Consider the following 15,364-nt stretch of genomic DNA (forward strand, 5'->3'; position numbering starts at 1 on the left):
TCAGCCGCGGGGCATGAAACGATGCGAGGCCGCCTCGACGACGATCGTGCCGGGGCATTCGACGCGCAGCCCGCCACGCTCGAGCACCACGCCGGCCCCGCCCTCGACGGCCAGCACCAGGCGGCGGCCGGCCAGGAGGTCGGCCCGATCACCCGCGGCGCCCAGCGACACCGCGCCGCGCGCCTCCAGCGCCACGTTGGCGGCGTCGGCCCGCAGCTCGAAGCCGCCGCCGGCCGCGACGACCAGCCCCGCCGCGGTGTCGGGTGCCGGCTCGGCGTCGTGCTCCAGCGCCCCGGCCAGCACCGACACACGCCCCTGAGCCCCGAGCTGCCAGCCGCCGGCCGCGAACTCGGCCAGGTCGCGGCCGGCGACGCGGCTCAGCGTGCCGGTGGCGGCCACGACGGACGCCGCCGCCGCGTGCAGCACGCCACCGGCGGCGTCGGCCACCACCGCCGGCGCCGGGCCGGGCCCGGCCCGCAGCGCCTCGCAGACGCGCGCCACGCCGTCCCCGCCGGCCGGCTCCAGGGCACCGGACGGCAAGGTGCGATGCCCCGTGGCCGCCTGGGCCAGCGTGTGCACCAGGCGCTGCAGCTCCTGCGCCAGCGCCTGTCCGGCGGCGTTGTCCGCGGCCGCCGCAGCGGCCGGCGCGGCGCGAGCCAGCAGCAGAAGGCCGCAGGCCGCACGCACCGCCCCGGCCGCGTCGGAGCGCAGCTCGAAGCCGGCGCCGCGTGGCGTGCCGCGGCGGTTGCCGGCCTGGTGGACCAGTGCCCCGAGATTCAGCTGCGTCGCCGCCAGCGACGTCGCGAGCTGGACCCGCAGCGCGCCGTCGCTGTCGTCGAACACGAGCTGGTTCCAGCCCTCGCCGCCGAGTTCGCGGCTGCGCCAGCCGCTCATCGCGGCGGCGTTGCCCTGGCCTCCATGCGCGGGCGCCGCGGGCGAGGCGCCATGCCAAGGGGGCGCGTGCGCGCCGGCGATGCAGTTGCCCTGCCCCGCCGGCTGGTGGTCGGAGCCCGCGGGCAGCGGCGGCCGGGGCACGGCCGCAGCGCCGCCGGGCGTCGGTTCGACACCACCTTCGCCGATGCCGTCGTGCACGCCGGCCAGCACCACCATCCGCTCCGGGTCGCCGTCGAGCAGCCCGACCAGCACACGCTGCCCGACACGCGGCAGCCACTGCGCCGCGACCCCGGCGCCGGCCCAGGGCTGCACGACCCGCAGGCGGCCGGTCGCGTCGGCCGTCCACCGGCCCGGCGTGGCGATCTCGGGCGCCTGGAAATCCAGGCGCACACGCACGCGGCCCTCGGCATCGGCCGCCAGGCTGCCCGCTGCGCAGCCATCGTCGCCAACGACCACCGCGCCCAACAGCCCGGAGACGCCGCTGCGCGGGGACGGCACGCGCGCAGCGTCGGCGACCGGCCGCCAGGGCCGGTCGCGCTCGACGGCGACGAAGGCATTCGCATAACCGCAGGACTGCGCTGCAGCCCTCAGCGCGGGGTCGAGCCAGCCAGCCTCGAGCGGCAAGCCCGGCGCGCGCGCCTGCCAGGGTGCTGCGCGATCGCCGGCACCCTCGTTGACGCCGGCGTGCAGCACCCGTACCGGCAGCAGCGGCGGCACCGATCGGTCGTCGCGCAGGCCGAACCAGCGCCCGGGCGCCAGGCTGCGCACCGTGCCGCGCCCGTGCCACTCGCGCATGCCGCAGCGTCGCGCCTGGAACAGCCTTTCGAGCCGGCGTCGCGCCGCGTCGCCGTCGGCGAACTCGGCATCGCGCGCAGCCAGGCGCTCCGGAGCCGGGCCGCCGGGCGCACCCGCCAGGCTCGCCGCCAGCACACGGCCGGCCATCGCATCGACGCTGGCCGCGACCAGGCCGGGCGGCGGCAGGCGGGTCGTGCGCGCGAGCGCCACCAGCACCTCGGCATCCCGCGCCGGCTCGCCCGCGTGCAGCGTCCAGCCGCCGACGGCGGCCGCGCCGGCGTCCTCGGCGCACTCCTGCGTGTCGTCGGTCTGCGCGAGCACGTGGACGGTGTCGCTCCCGGGGTCGATGCGCAGCACGAGGCCCTCGGCGGCCAGCAGGCCCAGCAGGAAATCCAGGTCGGTCTGGCGGTACTGGACGGTGACGTCGCGCAGCGCGCCGGCCGAGGCCGATGCCGCCAGGTGCCAGCGGGCCACGGCGGCATAGGGCTCGAAGACATCCTGCAGGACCTCCTGCAGCGCGCGCGCCAGCCACATCCTGCTGTGCACGCCGTGCTCCAGCAGCGCGAGCCAGCTGCGCACCCGCAGACGGTAGCGCGCCAGGCCGCCGTCGGCATCACCCGCCTCGGCCTCGAACACCAGGCCGCAGCGCCGCGACACCCGGCCATCGGCATGGCGCGCGAGCAGCGCCAGCGGCCGGCCGAGCATCGGCGCCAGATCCAGCGTGGCGTCGGCGGCACGGCAGGCGAGCTCCATCTCGCCGGGCTCGTTCAAGCCCTCGCGGGCCGCCCAGGCCTCCAGTTGCAGGCCCGGCGGCAGGTCGGACGCGTGCAGCAGGAAGCGCGCGCCCCCCTCGGTCCCGGCCGACGCCGGCCCGCCGCCTCGCCGGCCGGGCGGAGGCGGAATCGACGTCGGGGCGGAGCGCTGGAACATCGTCGGGCGGCACGCAGGACGCCGCCGGACGCGACGGCACCGCCATCGTAGGCAGGCGCCTTCGGCGGCCACTCCCCACGGCGGAGGCGCCGCCGCGAGCCCCCTCCGCGGAGGGATGGTCGCAGCAGACCGGGTCGGCACACTGCCACGGCCCACCCCGAGTCCAGCCCACGCGGAGCCACCATGTCCAGTCCGGTCGTCCTCGTCGCCGTCCTGCTGTACTTTGCCGCCGTCAGCGGCGTGCTCGGCCTGATCATGCTGCCCCACTGGCAGGCCCAAGCCGGGCGGCTGGTGGTGCGCGCATGGCAGCGGCTGCGCCCGGGGCAAGAGCTGGTGCTGCCGGCCGGCCTGCGAAAACTCGGGCGGCCGTTCGCCGCGCTTCACGCCGGCCTCGAGGCCGACCGCCTGCCGCCGCACCTGATGCTGCTCGGGCTGCTGACGGCGGTCGTCATCGCCGCGGGCCCGGTCGCCGGTTTGCTGCTGCACGAGCGTATCGGGGCCCGTCTGCCACTGGCCAGCTTCGGCACGCCGTCGGCGGCGGACGATCGCATCGCGCCGCGGCTGGCGCCTGCGATGGTGGCCGAGCCTTTGCCGCCCGCCTGGCTGCACGAGGCTGGCCAGCCGCGCGGTCAGGAGCACGGTGCCGATCGCGACTGGTCGAAACTGCAGCCGCAGTTCCGGCGCCGGCTCGTCGCGCTGTTCGAGATCGCGCAGGAGCGCCACGGTTACCAGGTCGTGCTGATGGAAGGCCACCGCAGCGCCGAACGTCAGGCCCGGCTGGCAGCACTCGGTCCGGCCACCACCCTCGCCGGCCCCGACCGCAGCCGCCACCAGGCCGGCCTCGCGGCCGACCTCGCCTTCGTGCGCGACGGCCGCCTGCACTGGTCCGAGCGCGACCCGTGGACGCTGCAGGCCTACCGGCACATCGGCGAGATCGCGACCTCGCTCGGCCTGCAATGGGGCGGCCACTGGACGTCGCTGCGCGACCTGGCCCATGTCGAATGGCGGGATCGGGAGCCGGCGTCGGCGCCCGGCGCGCCGCCGTCCGCGGCCGTGCTCGCCTCGGCGCGCTGATCCAACGCCACGACGATGTCCCGCGCCTACGTCCGTGTCGGCGACCGCACCAGCCACGGCGGCGTCGTGCTGGCCGGCAGCCCGAACACCGAGCTCCAGGGCCGTGCGGTGGCCCGCGTCGGCGATCCGGTCAGCTGCCCGCACAAGGGGCACGGCCAGCACAACCGCATCGTCAGCGGCGACCCACGCCTGCTGATCGACGGCCAGCCGGCGGCACGCGAGGGTGATCGCTGCGCCTGCGGCGCGCGGCTGCTGGCGTCGCAGACGACGGCGGGCGACTGACATGACCAGCGTCCCGTCTCCGCGCCGGCAGGCCGGCACGAAGCTCGCACGTCTGGCCGCAGCGGCCGGCGTGCTGCTGCTGGCCGCAGGCGCCTCGCTGGCTGCGGTGGCCGCAGGCGCGGGGCGCGCATGGGCTGCCGGCGCCGCACTCGTCGTGCTGCTGGTGGCCGCTGCGGGATGGGCGATCGGCCAACACCGCGACCGTCGGCGCGCCCGGCAGCTCGAGGCGGCCGTCGCCGGCCAGGCGCCGGCCAGCGGCGGCGACGCCCTGCGCGAGCGCCTGCGCCTGGCGATGCGCACGCTGCGCCGCTCGCGCCTGGGCCAGGCGCACGGCCACGCGGCCCTGTACGCCCTGCCCTGGTACGTGGTGATCGGCGAGCCGGCGGCCGGCAAGAGCAGCGCGGTGCTGGCCTCCGGGCTGGGTTTTCCGTTCGACGGGAGCGGCACGGCGGTGGGCGGCGTCGGCGGCACGCGCGACTGCGACTGGTTCTTCGGCTCCGAGGCCATCGTGCTCGACACCGCCGGGCGCTACGCGGTGCAGCCCGAGGACCGCGACGAGTGGCTCGAGTTCCTGCGCCTGCTGCGGCGCGCCCGGCCGCGGGCGCCGCTCGATGGCGTCGTGGTCGTCGCGAGCGTCGCCGAACTCGCGCGCCTGGGCGCCGACGGCATCGTCGCGCTGGCCCGCCGGCTGCGTTCGCGGGTCCACGAGCTGAGCGAGCGGCTGGAGATCGTGATGCCGGTCTACCTGGTGTTCACGAAGGCCGATCTGGTCGACGGCTTCGAGCCGTTCTTCGCCGACGCCGACGACACCGAACGTGAGCGCGTCTGGGGCAGCACGCTGCCCTGCCGCGATGCCGGCACGGCCAGCGCGGCGCAGCGTTTCGAGGCCGGGTTCGCCGCGCTGCGCCAGGGCCTGCGCGAGCGCGCGCTCGCCCGGCTGGGCGCCGAGGGCGGCGCGGCAGCGCCCCAGGTTCTCGGCTTCACGCTCGAGTTCGCCGCGCTCGAGCCGGCGCTGACGAGCTTCGTCGCCACGCTCTTCGACGACGACCCGTATCACCTGCGCCCGCTGCTGCGCGGCTTCTATTTCACCAGCGCGCTGCAGTCCGGCCAGGCCCGCCCGATGGCCTGCGCCGCAGTCGCGCAGCGCTTCGGTCTGGCCCCGGACACCGTCGCGACGGCAGCGCGGCGGCCCGGGCCGTCGAACGGACGGCCGTTCTTCCTGCAACCCCTGTTCGGCCGCGTGCTGGGGGGCGACCGCGGGCTGGTGCGCCGGCAGGCGTCGCCCCGCCGTCGCCGCCTGCAGCGTGCCGGTTTTGCCGCCTCGCTGCTGCTCGTGGCCGTGGCGCTGGGCGGCATGAGCACGTCCTACCTGGCAAACCGCAGCCTGGTCGCGGACACCGCTGCCGAACTCGAGCGCCTGGCGGCACGGGCATCCGAGGGAGACGATCCCGGCCCACGGCTGGCGGCCCTCGAAGGCCTGCAGCAGCGGTTGCAGGCGCTGCAGGCCTGGCGCGGCTCGGCGCCGTGGTCGCTGCGCTGGGGCCTGTACCAGGGCGAAGCCCTCGAGTCGCGGCTGCAGGCCGACTACCACGCCGGCCTGCAGGCGCTGCTGCTGGCGCCCGCCGCCCAGGCCCTCGAACGAGAACTCGAGGCCTTCGCCGGCCGCGACCCGGCGTCACCGCCCTCCGGTGACGGCGACGCCGACGCCGCCTACGGCGCGCTGAAGGCCTACCTGATGCTGGCCGAACCCGGCCGCCGCGAGGCGGCACACCTGAAGGATCAGCTGACGCCGCGCTGGCGCGACTGGCTTGCGGCCCGCCGAGGCGCGGCGCTCGACGACGAGACGCTGCGACGCGCGCAGGCGGTGGCGGCGTTCGCGTTGTCGGGCGGCGGCGAGGCGGTCTTCCCGCCGCTGCCGCTGCGGGCCACGCTGGTCGACGCGGTGCGCCGGCGTCTGCACACGGCGCGCGACACACGCCCGCCGGAAGAACGGGTCTACGCCGAGATCCGGGAGCGTGCCGCGGCGCGTTACGCGCCGGTCACGCTGGCCGGCTTGCTCGGTGCCGCCGACGACACCCGCGCCCCGTTCAGCGGCGGCGAGGTGGTATCGGGCGTCTACACCGCCGAAGCCTGGCACGGGCTGGTGGAACCGGCGATCCGCGCGGCGGCCGAAGGGGCGCTGCAGCGGCAAGACTGGGTCCTCGACACCACGACCAGCGAAGACCTGTCGCTGCGCGGCAGCCCGCAGCGCATCCGGGAGGACCTGAGCGCGCGTTATCGGCGCGAACACGCCGCCGCATGGCAGCGCTTCGCCGACGGGCTGAGCGTCGGCCCGTTTGCCGGCCCCGGCGACGCCGCAGCCGCGCTGGAGCGCCTGGCCGATCCGGCCCTGTCGCCGCTGCGCCGCCTGGTGCTGGCCATCGCACGGCAAACGCCGGCCGCGGAACAAGACCTCGCGCCGGCCGTCGCCGGCGGCCTGGCGGCGTGGGCGCGCCACGCGATCGGCGGCGTGACACCCGGCGCCCAGGCGGCAACGCCGGTGGCGGGCCGCGCCTCGGGCGCCGACATCGCGGCGGCACTGGCCGACTTCGCCGCGCCCCGCCCGGCAGGCGAGGCACCGGCCGCGCTGGCACGCTACGAGGCGGCGCTGGGCCGGGTGCGCACGCGCATGCAGGCACTGGCGCAGTCCGAAGATCCCGGCCCCGGGGCGCGAGACCTGCTCGCGGCCACGCTGGCCGACACCGAGAACTCGGAACTCGCGGCCGCGCTGCGCCTGAGCGAGGAACTGCTGGCTGCCGTGCCGACTGGCGCGCGCTCGCTGCTGCGCCCGCTGCTCGTGCGCCCGCTGTCGGCCAGCGTCGCGGTGCTGGTGCCACCCGCCGAAGCCGAGCTGAACCGGCGCTGGCAGGCCGAGGTACACGACGGCTTCGCGCGCTCGCTGGCCGCGCGCTACCCGTTCGCGCCGGGTGCACGCGTCGAAGCCGCGGCCGAGGAGATCCTGCGCGTCTTCGGGCCGGCCGGCAGCATCGCGCGTTTCACCGACGCCGCGCTGGGTCCGCTGGTCCTGCGCCGCGGCGACACGATCGAGCCGCGGCGCTGGGGCGACCTGGGCGTGCGCCTGCGTGCCGAGTTCACGCGCGGTGTGCCGGGCTGGCTGGCCGCCGACGGCGTGCCCGGGGCCGGGCGCGAAGCCTCGACGGCCTTCCAGCTGCGGCCGCTGCCCAGCCCGGCGCTGGTCGAGTACACGGTCGAGATCGACGGCCAGACGCTGCGTTACCGCAACGCGGCCGCCGGCTGGGCCGACTTCGTCTGGCCGCACAGCAGCGCGGCGCCGGGCGTGCGCATCCGCGGCACGACGGCCGACGGCGCAGCGGTCGTCTTCGTCGACGCACCGGGCGCCTTCGGCCTGGACCGGGCCTTCGAACTCGCCGACCGTCGGCGGCAGGACGACGGCAGCACCGAGCTGGCCTGGACGCAGGACGGCCACACGCTGCGCCTGCGTCTGCGCCTGGTGCGCGCCGCCGCCGGCGCCGGGGCCGCGGGGGCCTGGCGTGGCCTGCAGCTGCCCGCGCTGGTGGCCGGCCCCGTGAAGCCCGAGCCCGGCAACACCCGATGAACACCCGACTGCCCAGCAACACGATGCCGGTGCACGCCGCCTGCTTCGGCAAGCTGCCGTCGCAGCCCGACTTCGTGCGCGACAGCCGCCATCCCAGCCTGGAGGCCTGGATCGACCGCTGGCTCAGCCAGGCCCTGGAGTCGGCAGCGTCGGACGCCCACTGGAAGCGGCTCTACGACAGCGCCCCGGCGCTGGACTTCGCCGTGCTGGGGCCGGCGTCGCCCATCGCCGTCGCCGGCCACCTGCGGCCCAGCCGCGACGCCGCGGGCCGGCGCTTCCCGTTCGCCGTGGCGCTGCAGTGCGACAGCACGATGCCGAGGCTGCGTGCAGCGCGCGCGCCGCTGGTCTTCGCGCGCACCTGGCAGCGCTGCGCGGAGGCAGCCGGCCGCGCCGCGGCCCGGCCGCTGCGGCCGGCGGCGGTGGTCGAACACGAACTCGCGGCGCTGCGTGTGCCCGAGCCCTGGGACTACGAAGCGAGCTGCGCCGACCACGCCGCACTCGAAACCCTGGGCGGCCTGGAGGCAAGGCTGCACCCGGCGCATCCCGAGATCGACCTGCGGGCCACGCTGCTGGCGCTGGGGGCCCTGCTGCAGCCGCTGGCACGCCGCGGGGCCGGCGTGCCGGCGCGAGGCCTGAGCCTGCCGCTGCCGTCGACGGCCGCCGAGCAGCCGGTCGTCGCCGCCTGGTGGACGTCACTGGTGGCCGACGCGCTGGGTGCCGCCGGCCACGACTGGCTGCTGCTGCGCCCCGGCGGCGGCGCAGGGGCGTCGCCGCGCCTGCTGCTCGAGTTCTCCGGCGCCTGTGCCGAAGCGCTGCAGGCCGCCTGGGACCCGCATCGCTGCGCCGAGCGTTACGTCGACCTCGCCGCCCCGGCCTGGGCCGAGGCGGTGGCCGAGCGCAACGAGCACACGCGCCGGCTCGCCGCCTACCTGAACCACGGCTCGCTGTCGCTGGCACTCGCCGCCGCCAGCTGGCGCGAGGCCTTCGCGGCCGATGGGCCATGAGGCGGGCCACCGTCCTCGCCATGGTGGCCTGGGCTGCCGGCCACGGCCACGCGGCCAGCGGCCGTGTGCTGCTCGACGGCGTGGTGCCAGACGAGGCAACGAAGCGGGCGATCGCCGCCCAGGCGCGCGAGGTCTTCGGCGCCGACCGTGTCGACGACCGGCTGCGCCTCGGGGCGGTGGCGGCCCCGCCGGGCTGGGCCGACGCGGCACGGCGCCTGGTGGTCCCGGCGTTGCGCCAGGTGGCACGCGGCGAGCTGACGCTGCACGGCCGGGACGCCCGCATCGAAGGCGAGGTCGCCGACGAAGCGGCACGGCGGGCGCTGCTGCGTGCGCTCTCCGCCCCCGCCGACGGCTGGCCGCTGCACGACGCGCTGCGCCTGAGCGCAGCGCCAACGGGTCGCAAGCCGCCGGTCCCGGTGCCCGGCGTCGAGTTCGAGCCCGGCAGCGCCCGGCTGACCGACGCCGGCATCGAACGCCTGGACGGCCTGCTGGCGACGTTGAACCGCGCGCCGGCACGCCGCTTCGAGGTCGTCGGCCACACCGACGACGCCGGCCCCCGGGACCTCAACCTGGCGCTGTCGCGTGAGCGCGCCGAGGCGGTGCGCGCGCACCTCGTCGCCCGCGGCGTGGCCGCGGCCCGCATCGAGGTCCGAGGCGCAGGCCCTGACGAGCCCGCAGCCGACAACGGCACGGCCGCGGGCCGGGCCCGCAACCGGCGCATCGAGCTGCGCCCGCTCGACTGACGCCGCCACGCCCCCGGGAGCCCCGCCCATGACCCCAGCAGACCTCCTGGCCCCGCTGCCCGGCGAAACCGGAACCGGAAGCGACCTCGCGCTCGGGCCCGAGTTCGAGGCCATCGCGCGCTGGCGCGAGGAAGACGATGCCACGCTGGCCCAGGGCGCGTGGCGCACCCCGCCGCGCCAGGCCGACTGGGACGCCGTGCAGCGCGAGTGCGCCGCCCTGCTGGCCACGCGCAGCAAGGACCTGCGGCTGGCCGGCTGGTGGGGCGAAGCCTCGGCCCGGCTGCAGGGCCCCGCCGGCCTGGCCGACGGGCTGGAGCTCGCCGCGGCCCTGTGCGAGCGTTTCGGCGCGGAGCTGCATCCGCGCATCGTCGACGGCGACGCCGAACCGCGCGCCGCGGCGCTGGGCTGGTGGCTGTCGCGGGTGGTGCGCCTGGCCGGCACCGCGCCGGCGCTGCGCCTGGGGCGCCGCGGGCTGGGCATCGGCGAGCTGGAACTGCTGCGCCGGCGCGCAGCCCTCTCGGCGGACAACCCCGACGGCGCAGACGGCGCCGTGCAGAAGGAGCTGAACCAGGCGCTGGCCACCGGCGTGGACCAGGCCGCGCACGGCCCCGCTGCCGCGCTGCGGCGCGCCCGCGAGGCGCTGTCGCGGCTGCAGGCCGTGTGCGACACGCAGTTGCAGGCGGACTGCCCCTCGTTCGACGCCGCCACCGACGCGCTGGAACAGGCCGCGGCCACCTGGGCGCGTTTTGCCCGCGACGGCGGCCTGGCGGTGCCCGATGCCGTCGGCCCCGCACACCCGCCGGGCGGTGGATCGACCGGCGGCCAGACCCTTCCGGAGAGCCCTTCGTCAGCCGCGGCGCCGCGGCCGGCCAGCCCGGACGACGACCCGGCCGGAGCATGGCACCGGCCGGAGAGTGGCGAGCCGCAGGGCCGGGACCAGGCGATCGCCCAGTTGCGCCAGATCGCCGAGTACCTGCACCGCACCGAGCCGCACAACCCGGCGGCCTATCTCGCCGACAAGGCGGCGCGCTGGGCCGGGCTGGCGCTGCACGCCTGGCTGCGCGAGGTGCTGGCCGACGAGCAGGCGCTGGCACGCCTGGAGACGACGCTCGGCGTCAGCCGCGGCGCGGACCCCGGGCACGAGGCGCGCTGAAACCGCCTGAAGAGCGGCTGGGACGGCTGGGACGACCGGAGTTGCTGGGATGGCCGGGACGGCCGGAGCAGTCGCAGCAGCCCCTTGCCGCGGCTGATGCCGGTCGGCATCCGGCGGCGAGGGGCCGCGGCGGCCGCGGCGACGGGCCGCGGCGGCTGCAGCCTGGCGCCGGCCTGTCGCAGGTCTGCGACCCGTGGACAGCCGAATCGGTGATGCGGCCACGAGTCCGGTGCAGGGCGCCTCCCGGCGCCCTGCCACCGGCTCAGCGCGGCGCGCTGGCCGCCGGCGCCGCCGCCGCCGCCGTGGTGGCGTCGGCCTCGCGCCAGCCGCCGCCCAGCACGCGGTACAGCGTGACCAGGTTCTGCGCCTGCAGCGCACGCACCTGGACCTCGCTCTGCTGCGCCGCGAACAGCGAACGCTGCGCGTCCAGCAGGTCGAGGTAGCTGGCCGCGCCGTTGCGGTAACGCAGCTCGGCCAGCTCGACGCGGCCCTGCTCGGCCTTCACCTGGGCCTGCAGCGCAGCGAGCTGCTCGCCCAGCGTCGCCCGGCCGGCCAGCGCGTCGGCGACCTCGCGGAACGCCGCCTGCACTGCCTTCTCGTACTGCGCGACGGCGATGTCGCGCCCGGCGTTGGCCGAGTCGAGGTTGGCGCGGTTGCGGCCGGCATCGAAGATCGGCATCAGCAGCTGCGGCGCGAAGGTCCAGCCGGTGCTGCCGCCCTTGAACAGGCCGCTCAGCTCGCTGCTCGCGCTGCCGGCGGTGGCCGTCAGCGTGATCTGCGGGAAGAACGCGGCACGCGCGGCGCCGATGCGGGCGTTGGCCGCGATCAGCTGCTGCTCGGCCTGCAGCACGTCGGGCCGGCGCGTCAGCACCTGCGACGGCAGCCCGGCGGGCAGCTCGGGCAGCGCCGCCTGCTCCGACAGCGGCAGCGCTGCCGGCAGGTCGCCCGGCAGCGGCTGGCCGAGCAGCAGCACGAGCGCGTTCTCGTCCTGGGCGCGCTGGCGCAACAGCTGGGCGTGCGTTGCACGCGCCGCCTCGTACAGCGACTGCGCCTGGCGCAGGTCGAGCTGCGACGAGGCGCCGACGTCGAAGCGCAGCTGCGTCAGCTTCAGCGACTCGGCGCGCGTGGCGAGCGTTTCGCGTGTCACGCGCAGCAGCTCGTCGTCGGCCTGCAGCGCCAGGTAGCCGTTGGCCACCGACGCGATCAGGCCGATGTGCACTGCCTTGCGCGCCTCCTCGGTGGCCAGGTAGCTGGCCAGCGCGGCGTTGTTCAGGCTGCGCACGCGGCCGAACAGGTCCAGCTCGTAGCTCGACACCGCCAGGCCGGCCTGGTAGGTGCTGTTGATGCCGGAGTCGGTGGACACGCGGTTGCCGCTGACGCCGACGCCGAGCGTCGGGAACAGATCGGCGCGCTGCACGCCGTACTGCGCCCGCGCCTGCTCGATGTTGAGCACGGCGACACGCAGGTCGCGGTTGTTGGCCAGCGCGATGCCGACCAGGCGCTTCAGGCGTTCGTCGCGGAAGAACTGCTGCCAGGGCAGGTCGGCCGCGGCGACGGCGCCGGGCCCCGTCGTGCCGCCGGCCTCGGGGAAGGCGCCGGCCACCGGGGCGGCCGGGCGCTGGTAGTCGGGCGCCAGCGTGCCGCAGCCGGCGAGCACCGCCGCGGCGACCAGCGTCAGGCCCGGAAAGATACGACGCGCGGCCATCACTTCTTCTCCTCGCCGGCCGCCGGGGCTTCGCCCTCGGCCGCCTCGTGCGCGTACATGCGCCGTTGTCGTTCGCTGCCCTTGAACATCTTGCGCACCAGCACGAAGAACAGCGGCGTGAAGAACACCGACAGCACGGTGGCGGTGAGCATGCCGCCCATCACGCCGGTGCCGATCGAGTTCTGGCTCGCCGAGCCCGCGCCGCTGGAGATCGCCAGCGGCAGCACGCCCAGGATGAAGGCCATCGAGGTCATGACGATCGGGCGGAAGCGCAGGTGCGCGGCCTCCAGCGCCGACTCGACCAGGCTCTTGCCCTGCGCGTGCAGGTCCTTCGCGAACTCGATGATCAGCACCGCGTTCTTCGCCGACAGGCCGATGATCGTGATCAGGCCGACCTTGAAGTACACGTCGTTCTCGAAGCCGCGCAGCAGCGTCGCCAGCGCGACGCCGACGACGCCCAGCGGCACCACGAGGATCACCGACAGCGGGATCGACCAGCTCTCGTACAGCGCCGCCAGGCACAGGAACACCGCCAGCAGCGAGAACGCGAACAGGATCGTCGCCGTCGAGCCCGAGAGCTTCTCCTCGCGCGAGGTGCCGGTCCACTCGAAGGCGAAGCCCGGCGGCAGCTGGCCGGCCAGCCGCTCCATCTCGGCCAGCGCGTCGCCAGTGCTGTAGCCCGGCGCGGCCGCGCCGGCGATGCGCATCGCCGGATAGCCGTTGTAGCGCACCGTCTGCATCGGGCCGGTGACCCACTCGGTCGTCGTGAACGCCGACAGCGGCACCGGCTTGCCCGACGAGTTCAGCGCGTTGATGCGCAGCAGATCCTCGGGCTGCATGCGCGCCGGCGCATCGGCCTGGACGACGACACGCTGCATGCGGCCGGCGTTCGGGAAGTCGTTGACGTAGGACGAGCCGAGCGATGTGGACAGCGCGGTGTTGATCGCCGAGAAGCCCACGCCCAGCGCCGCCGCCTTCTCGCGGTCGATGTTGAGCTTGAGCTGTGGCGCGTCTTCCAGGCCTTCGGGGCGCACGCCGGCGAGCACCTTGCTCTGCGAAGCCATGAACAGCAGCTGGTTGCGCGCCGCCAGCAGCGCCTCGTGGCCGTTGCCGCCGCGGTCCTGCAGCCGGAACGCGAAGCCGCTGGCCGAGCCCAGCTCGGGGATCGGCGGCGGGCTCACCGGGAAGATGAAGGCGTCGCGGATCTGCGAGAGCGCGCCAAAGGCCCGGCCGACCAGCGCCTGCGCCGAGCCGGTGTGCAGGTCACGCTCGTCCCAGTCCTTCAGCGTGACGAAGCCCAGCGCCGCGTTCTGGCCGCTGCCCGAGAAGCTGAAGCCCATCACGCTGACCATGCTCGAGACCTCGGGCTGCTTGAGCATGAAGTCCTCGACCTGGCTCATCACCGCGCTGGTGCGCTCGGTGGTCGCGCCCGGGGGCAGCTGCACGTTGACGATCAGCGTGCCCTGGTCCTCGTTCGGCAGGAACGAGGTCGGCAGCCGCGCCATCAGCAGCGCCAGCGCGCCGCCGATCGCCGCGTAGATGATCAGCATGCGTCCGCCGCGGCGCAGCACCCAGGCCACGCGGCCCTCGTAGCCGCGCGCGGTGCGCGCGAACGTGCGGTTGAACCAGCCGAAGAAGCCGCCCTTCTCCATGTGGTGGCCGGCCTCGACGGGCTTCAGGAAGGTCGCGCACAGCGCCGGCGTGAACGACAGCGCCATGAAGGCCGAGAACAGGATCGAGGCCACCATCACCGCCGAGAACTGGCGGTAGATGTTGCCGACGGCGCCGCTGAAGAAGGCCAGCGGCACGAACACCGACACCAGCACCACGGTGACGCCGACGATGGCGCCCGAGATCTGGCCCATCGCCTTGCGCGTGGCCGCGCGTGGCGACAGCCCCTCGGTGCTCATGATGCGCTCGACGTTCTCGATGACGACGATCGCGTCGTCGACGACGATGCCGATGACCAGCACCATGCCGAACATCGTCAGTACGTTGATCGAGAAGCCCAGCCCCAGCAGCACCGCGAACGTGCCCAGCAGCGACACCGGCACCACGAGCGTCGGGATGATCGTGTAGCGGATGTTCTGCAGGAACAGGTACATCACGAGGAACACCAGGATCACCGCCTCGATCAGCGTCTCGACGACCTGCTTGATCGAGATGTCGACGAACTTGGAGCTGTCGTACGGGATCGTCGCCTTCACGCCCTGCGGGAAGTAGCGCGAGAGCTCGTCCAGCCGCTCCTTGACCGCCTTGGCGGTGGCCATCGCGTTGCCCGACGGCGAGAGCTGCACGCCGATGCCGGTCGAGGCCTTGCCGTTCAGGCGCGCCTGCGTGGCGTAGGCCTGGGCACCGAGTTCGACACGCGCGACGTCCTTCAGCCGCACGGTCGAGCCGTCGGCGTTGGCGCGCAGCACGATGTTGCCGAACTGCTCGACGGTCTTGAGCTGGCCGTCGACGACGACGGTGGCGAAGATCGGCTGGCCCGGCACGTTCGGCCGGTCACCGATCGTGCCCGAGGCGACCTGCGCGTTCTGCGCCTGGATCGCCGCGTTGACGTCGGCCGTCGACAGCTTGTAGCCGACGAGCTTGGCCGGGTCGATCCAGATGCGCATCGCGCGTTCGGTGCCGAACAGCTGCACCTGGCCGACACCGGGCACACGCTGCAGCTCGGGCACGACGTTGCGCGCCGCGTAGTCGCCCAGCGCCACCGGGTCGTAGGCCGGGTTCTCGGAGGACAGGATCGTGAACAGCAGGAAGTTCGAGCGCGACTTGTCGACGCGCACGCCCTGCTGCGTCACCGCCTGCGGCAGCCGCGGCGTGGCGCGGCTCAGGCGGTTCTGCACGTCGACCTGGGCCAGGTCGGGGTCGGTGCCCGGCTCGAAGCTCAGCGTGATCGAGCCGCTGCCGTCGGCCTGCGCGACCGACTCCATGTAGATCAGGCCCGGCGAGCCGTTCATCTCGCGCTCGATGACGCTCAGCACGCTGTCTTCCAGCGTCTGCGCCGAGGCGCCCGGGTAGGCGGTCTGCACGACGATCGACGGCGGCGCGACCGAGGGGTACTGGGCCACCGGCAGCTGGGTGATCGCGACACCGCCGAAGACGATGACGAACAGCGCGATCACCCACGCGAAGACGGGGCGGTCGATGAAGAAACGTGCCATC

General features: G+C 75.3%; 9 protein-coding genes. 6 read left to right on the forward strand and 3 right to left on the reverse strand.

From position 1 onward, the window contains the following. Positions 1 to 2,460 (reverse strand): contractile injection system protein, VgrG/Pvc8 family, encoded by a 2,460-nt coding sequence (locus LOC65_RS14250; protein WP_230247933.1) that lies wholly within the window; start codon positions 2,458 to 2,460, stop codon positions 1 to 3. 342 nt (positions 2,461 to 2,802) lie between these two features. Between LOC65_RS14250 and LOC65_RS14255 the strand changes: the two genes are divergently transcribed. The 6 genes from LOC65_RS14255 to tssA are packed head-to-tail and all read left to right on the forward strand — an operon-like array spanning position 2,803 to position 10,491. Beyond that, the gene (locus LOC65_RS14255; protein WP_164962137.1) at positions 2,803 to 3,693 is read left to right on the forward strand and encodes a M15 family metallopeptidase; all 891 of its coding nucleotides are present in this window, start codon (positions 2,803 to 2,805) and stop codon (positions 3,691 to 3,693) included. Between the two features lie 15 nt (positions 3,694 to 3,708). Next, the gene (locus LOC65_RS14260; RefSeq protein WP_230247934.1) at positions 3,709 to 3,975 is read left to right on the forward strand and encodes a PAAR domain-containing protein; all 267 of its coding nucleotides are present in this window, start codon (positions 3,709 to 3,711) and stop codon (positions 3,973 to 3,975) included. A gap of 1 nt (position 3,976) precedes the next feature. Next, positions 3,977 to 7,591, forward strand: coding sequence for a type VI secretion system membrane subunit TssM (tssM, locus tag LOC65_RS14265; RefSeq protein WP_230247935.1), 3,615 nt, complete (start codon positions 3,977 to 3,979; stop codon positions 7,589 to 7,591). Further along, entirely contained in the window at positions 7,588 to 8,595 is a 1,008-nt protein-coding gene (tagF, locus tag LOC65_RS14270) for a type VI secretion system-associated protein TagF (protein ID WP_230247936.1), read from the forward strand. Before tssM ends, tagF begins: the two co-directional genes overlap by 4 nt. Then, complete coding sequence (locus LOC65_RS14275) at positions 8,592 to 9,338, forward strand: OmpA family protein (protein WP_230247937.1); 747 nt, start codon at positions 8,592 to 8,594, stop codon at positions 9,336 to 9,338. Before tagF ends, LOC65_RS14275 begins: the two co-directional genes overlap by 4 nt. 28 nt (positions 9,339 to 9,366) lie before the next feature. Then, positions 9,367 to 10,491, forward strand: a complete 1,125-nt coding sequence (gene tssA / locus LOC65_RS14280) for a type VI secretion system protein TssA (RefSeq protein WP_230247938.1) — start codon at positions 9,367 to 9,369, stop codon at positions 10,489 to 10,491. A gap of 262 nt (positions 10,492 to 10,753) precedes the next feature. On the opposite strand, the gene LOC65_RS14285 is transcribed toward tssA, so the two are convergent. Together LOC65_RS14285 and LOC65_RS14290 are read right to left on the reverse strand one after the other, a co-directional pair. Then, positions 10,754 to 12,196: an efflux transporter outer membrane subunit gene (locus LOC65_RS14285; RefSeq protein WP_230247939.1), complete on the reverse strand. Its 1,443-nt coding sequence runs from the start codon at positions 12,194 to 12,196 to the stop codon at positions 10,754 to 10,756. Further along, positions 12,196 to 15,363, reverse strand: coding sequence for an efflux RND transporter permease subunit (locus tag LOC65_RS14290; protein ID WP_230247940.1), 3,168 nt, complete (start codon positions 15,361 to 15,363; stop codon positions 12,196 to 12,198). The genes LOC65_RS14285 and LOC65_RS14290 overlap by 1 nt, the downstream gene beginning before the upstream one ends. Position 15,364 lies beyond the last annotated feature (1 nt).

Source organism: Rubrivivax sp. JA1055 (assembly GCF_020966565.1).
GTDB lineage: Bacteria > Pseudomonadota > Gammaproteobacteria > Burkholderiales > Burkholderiaceae_C > Rubrivivax > Rubrivivax benzoatilyticus.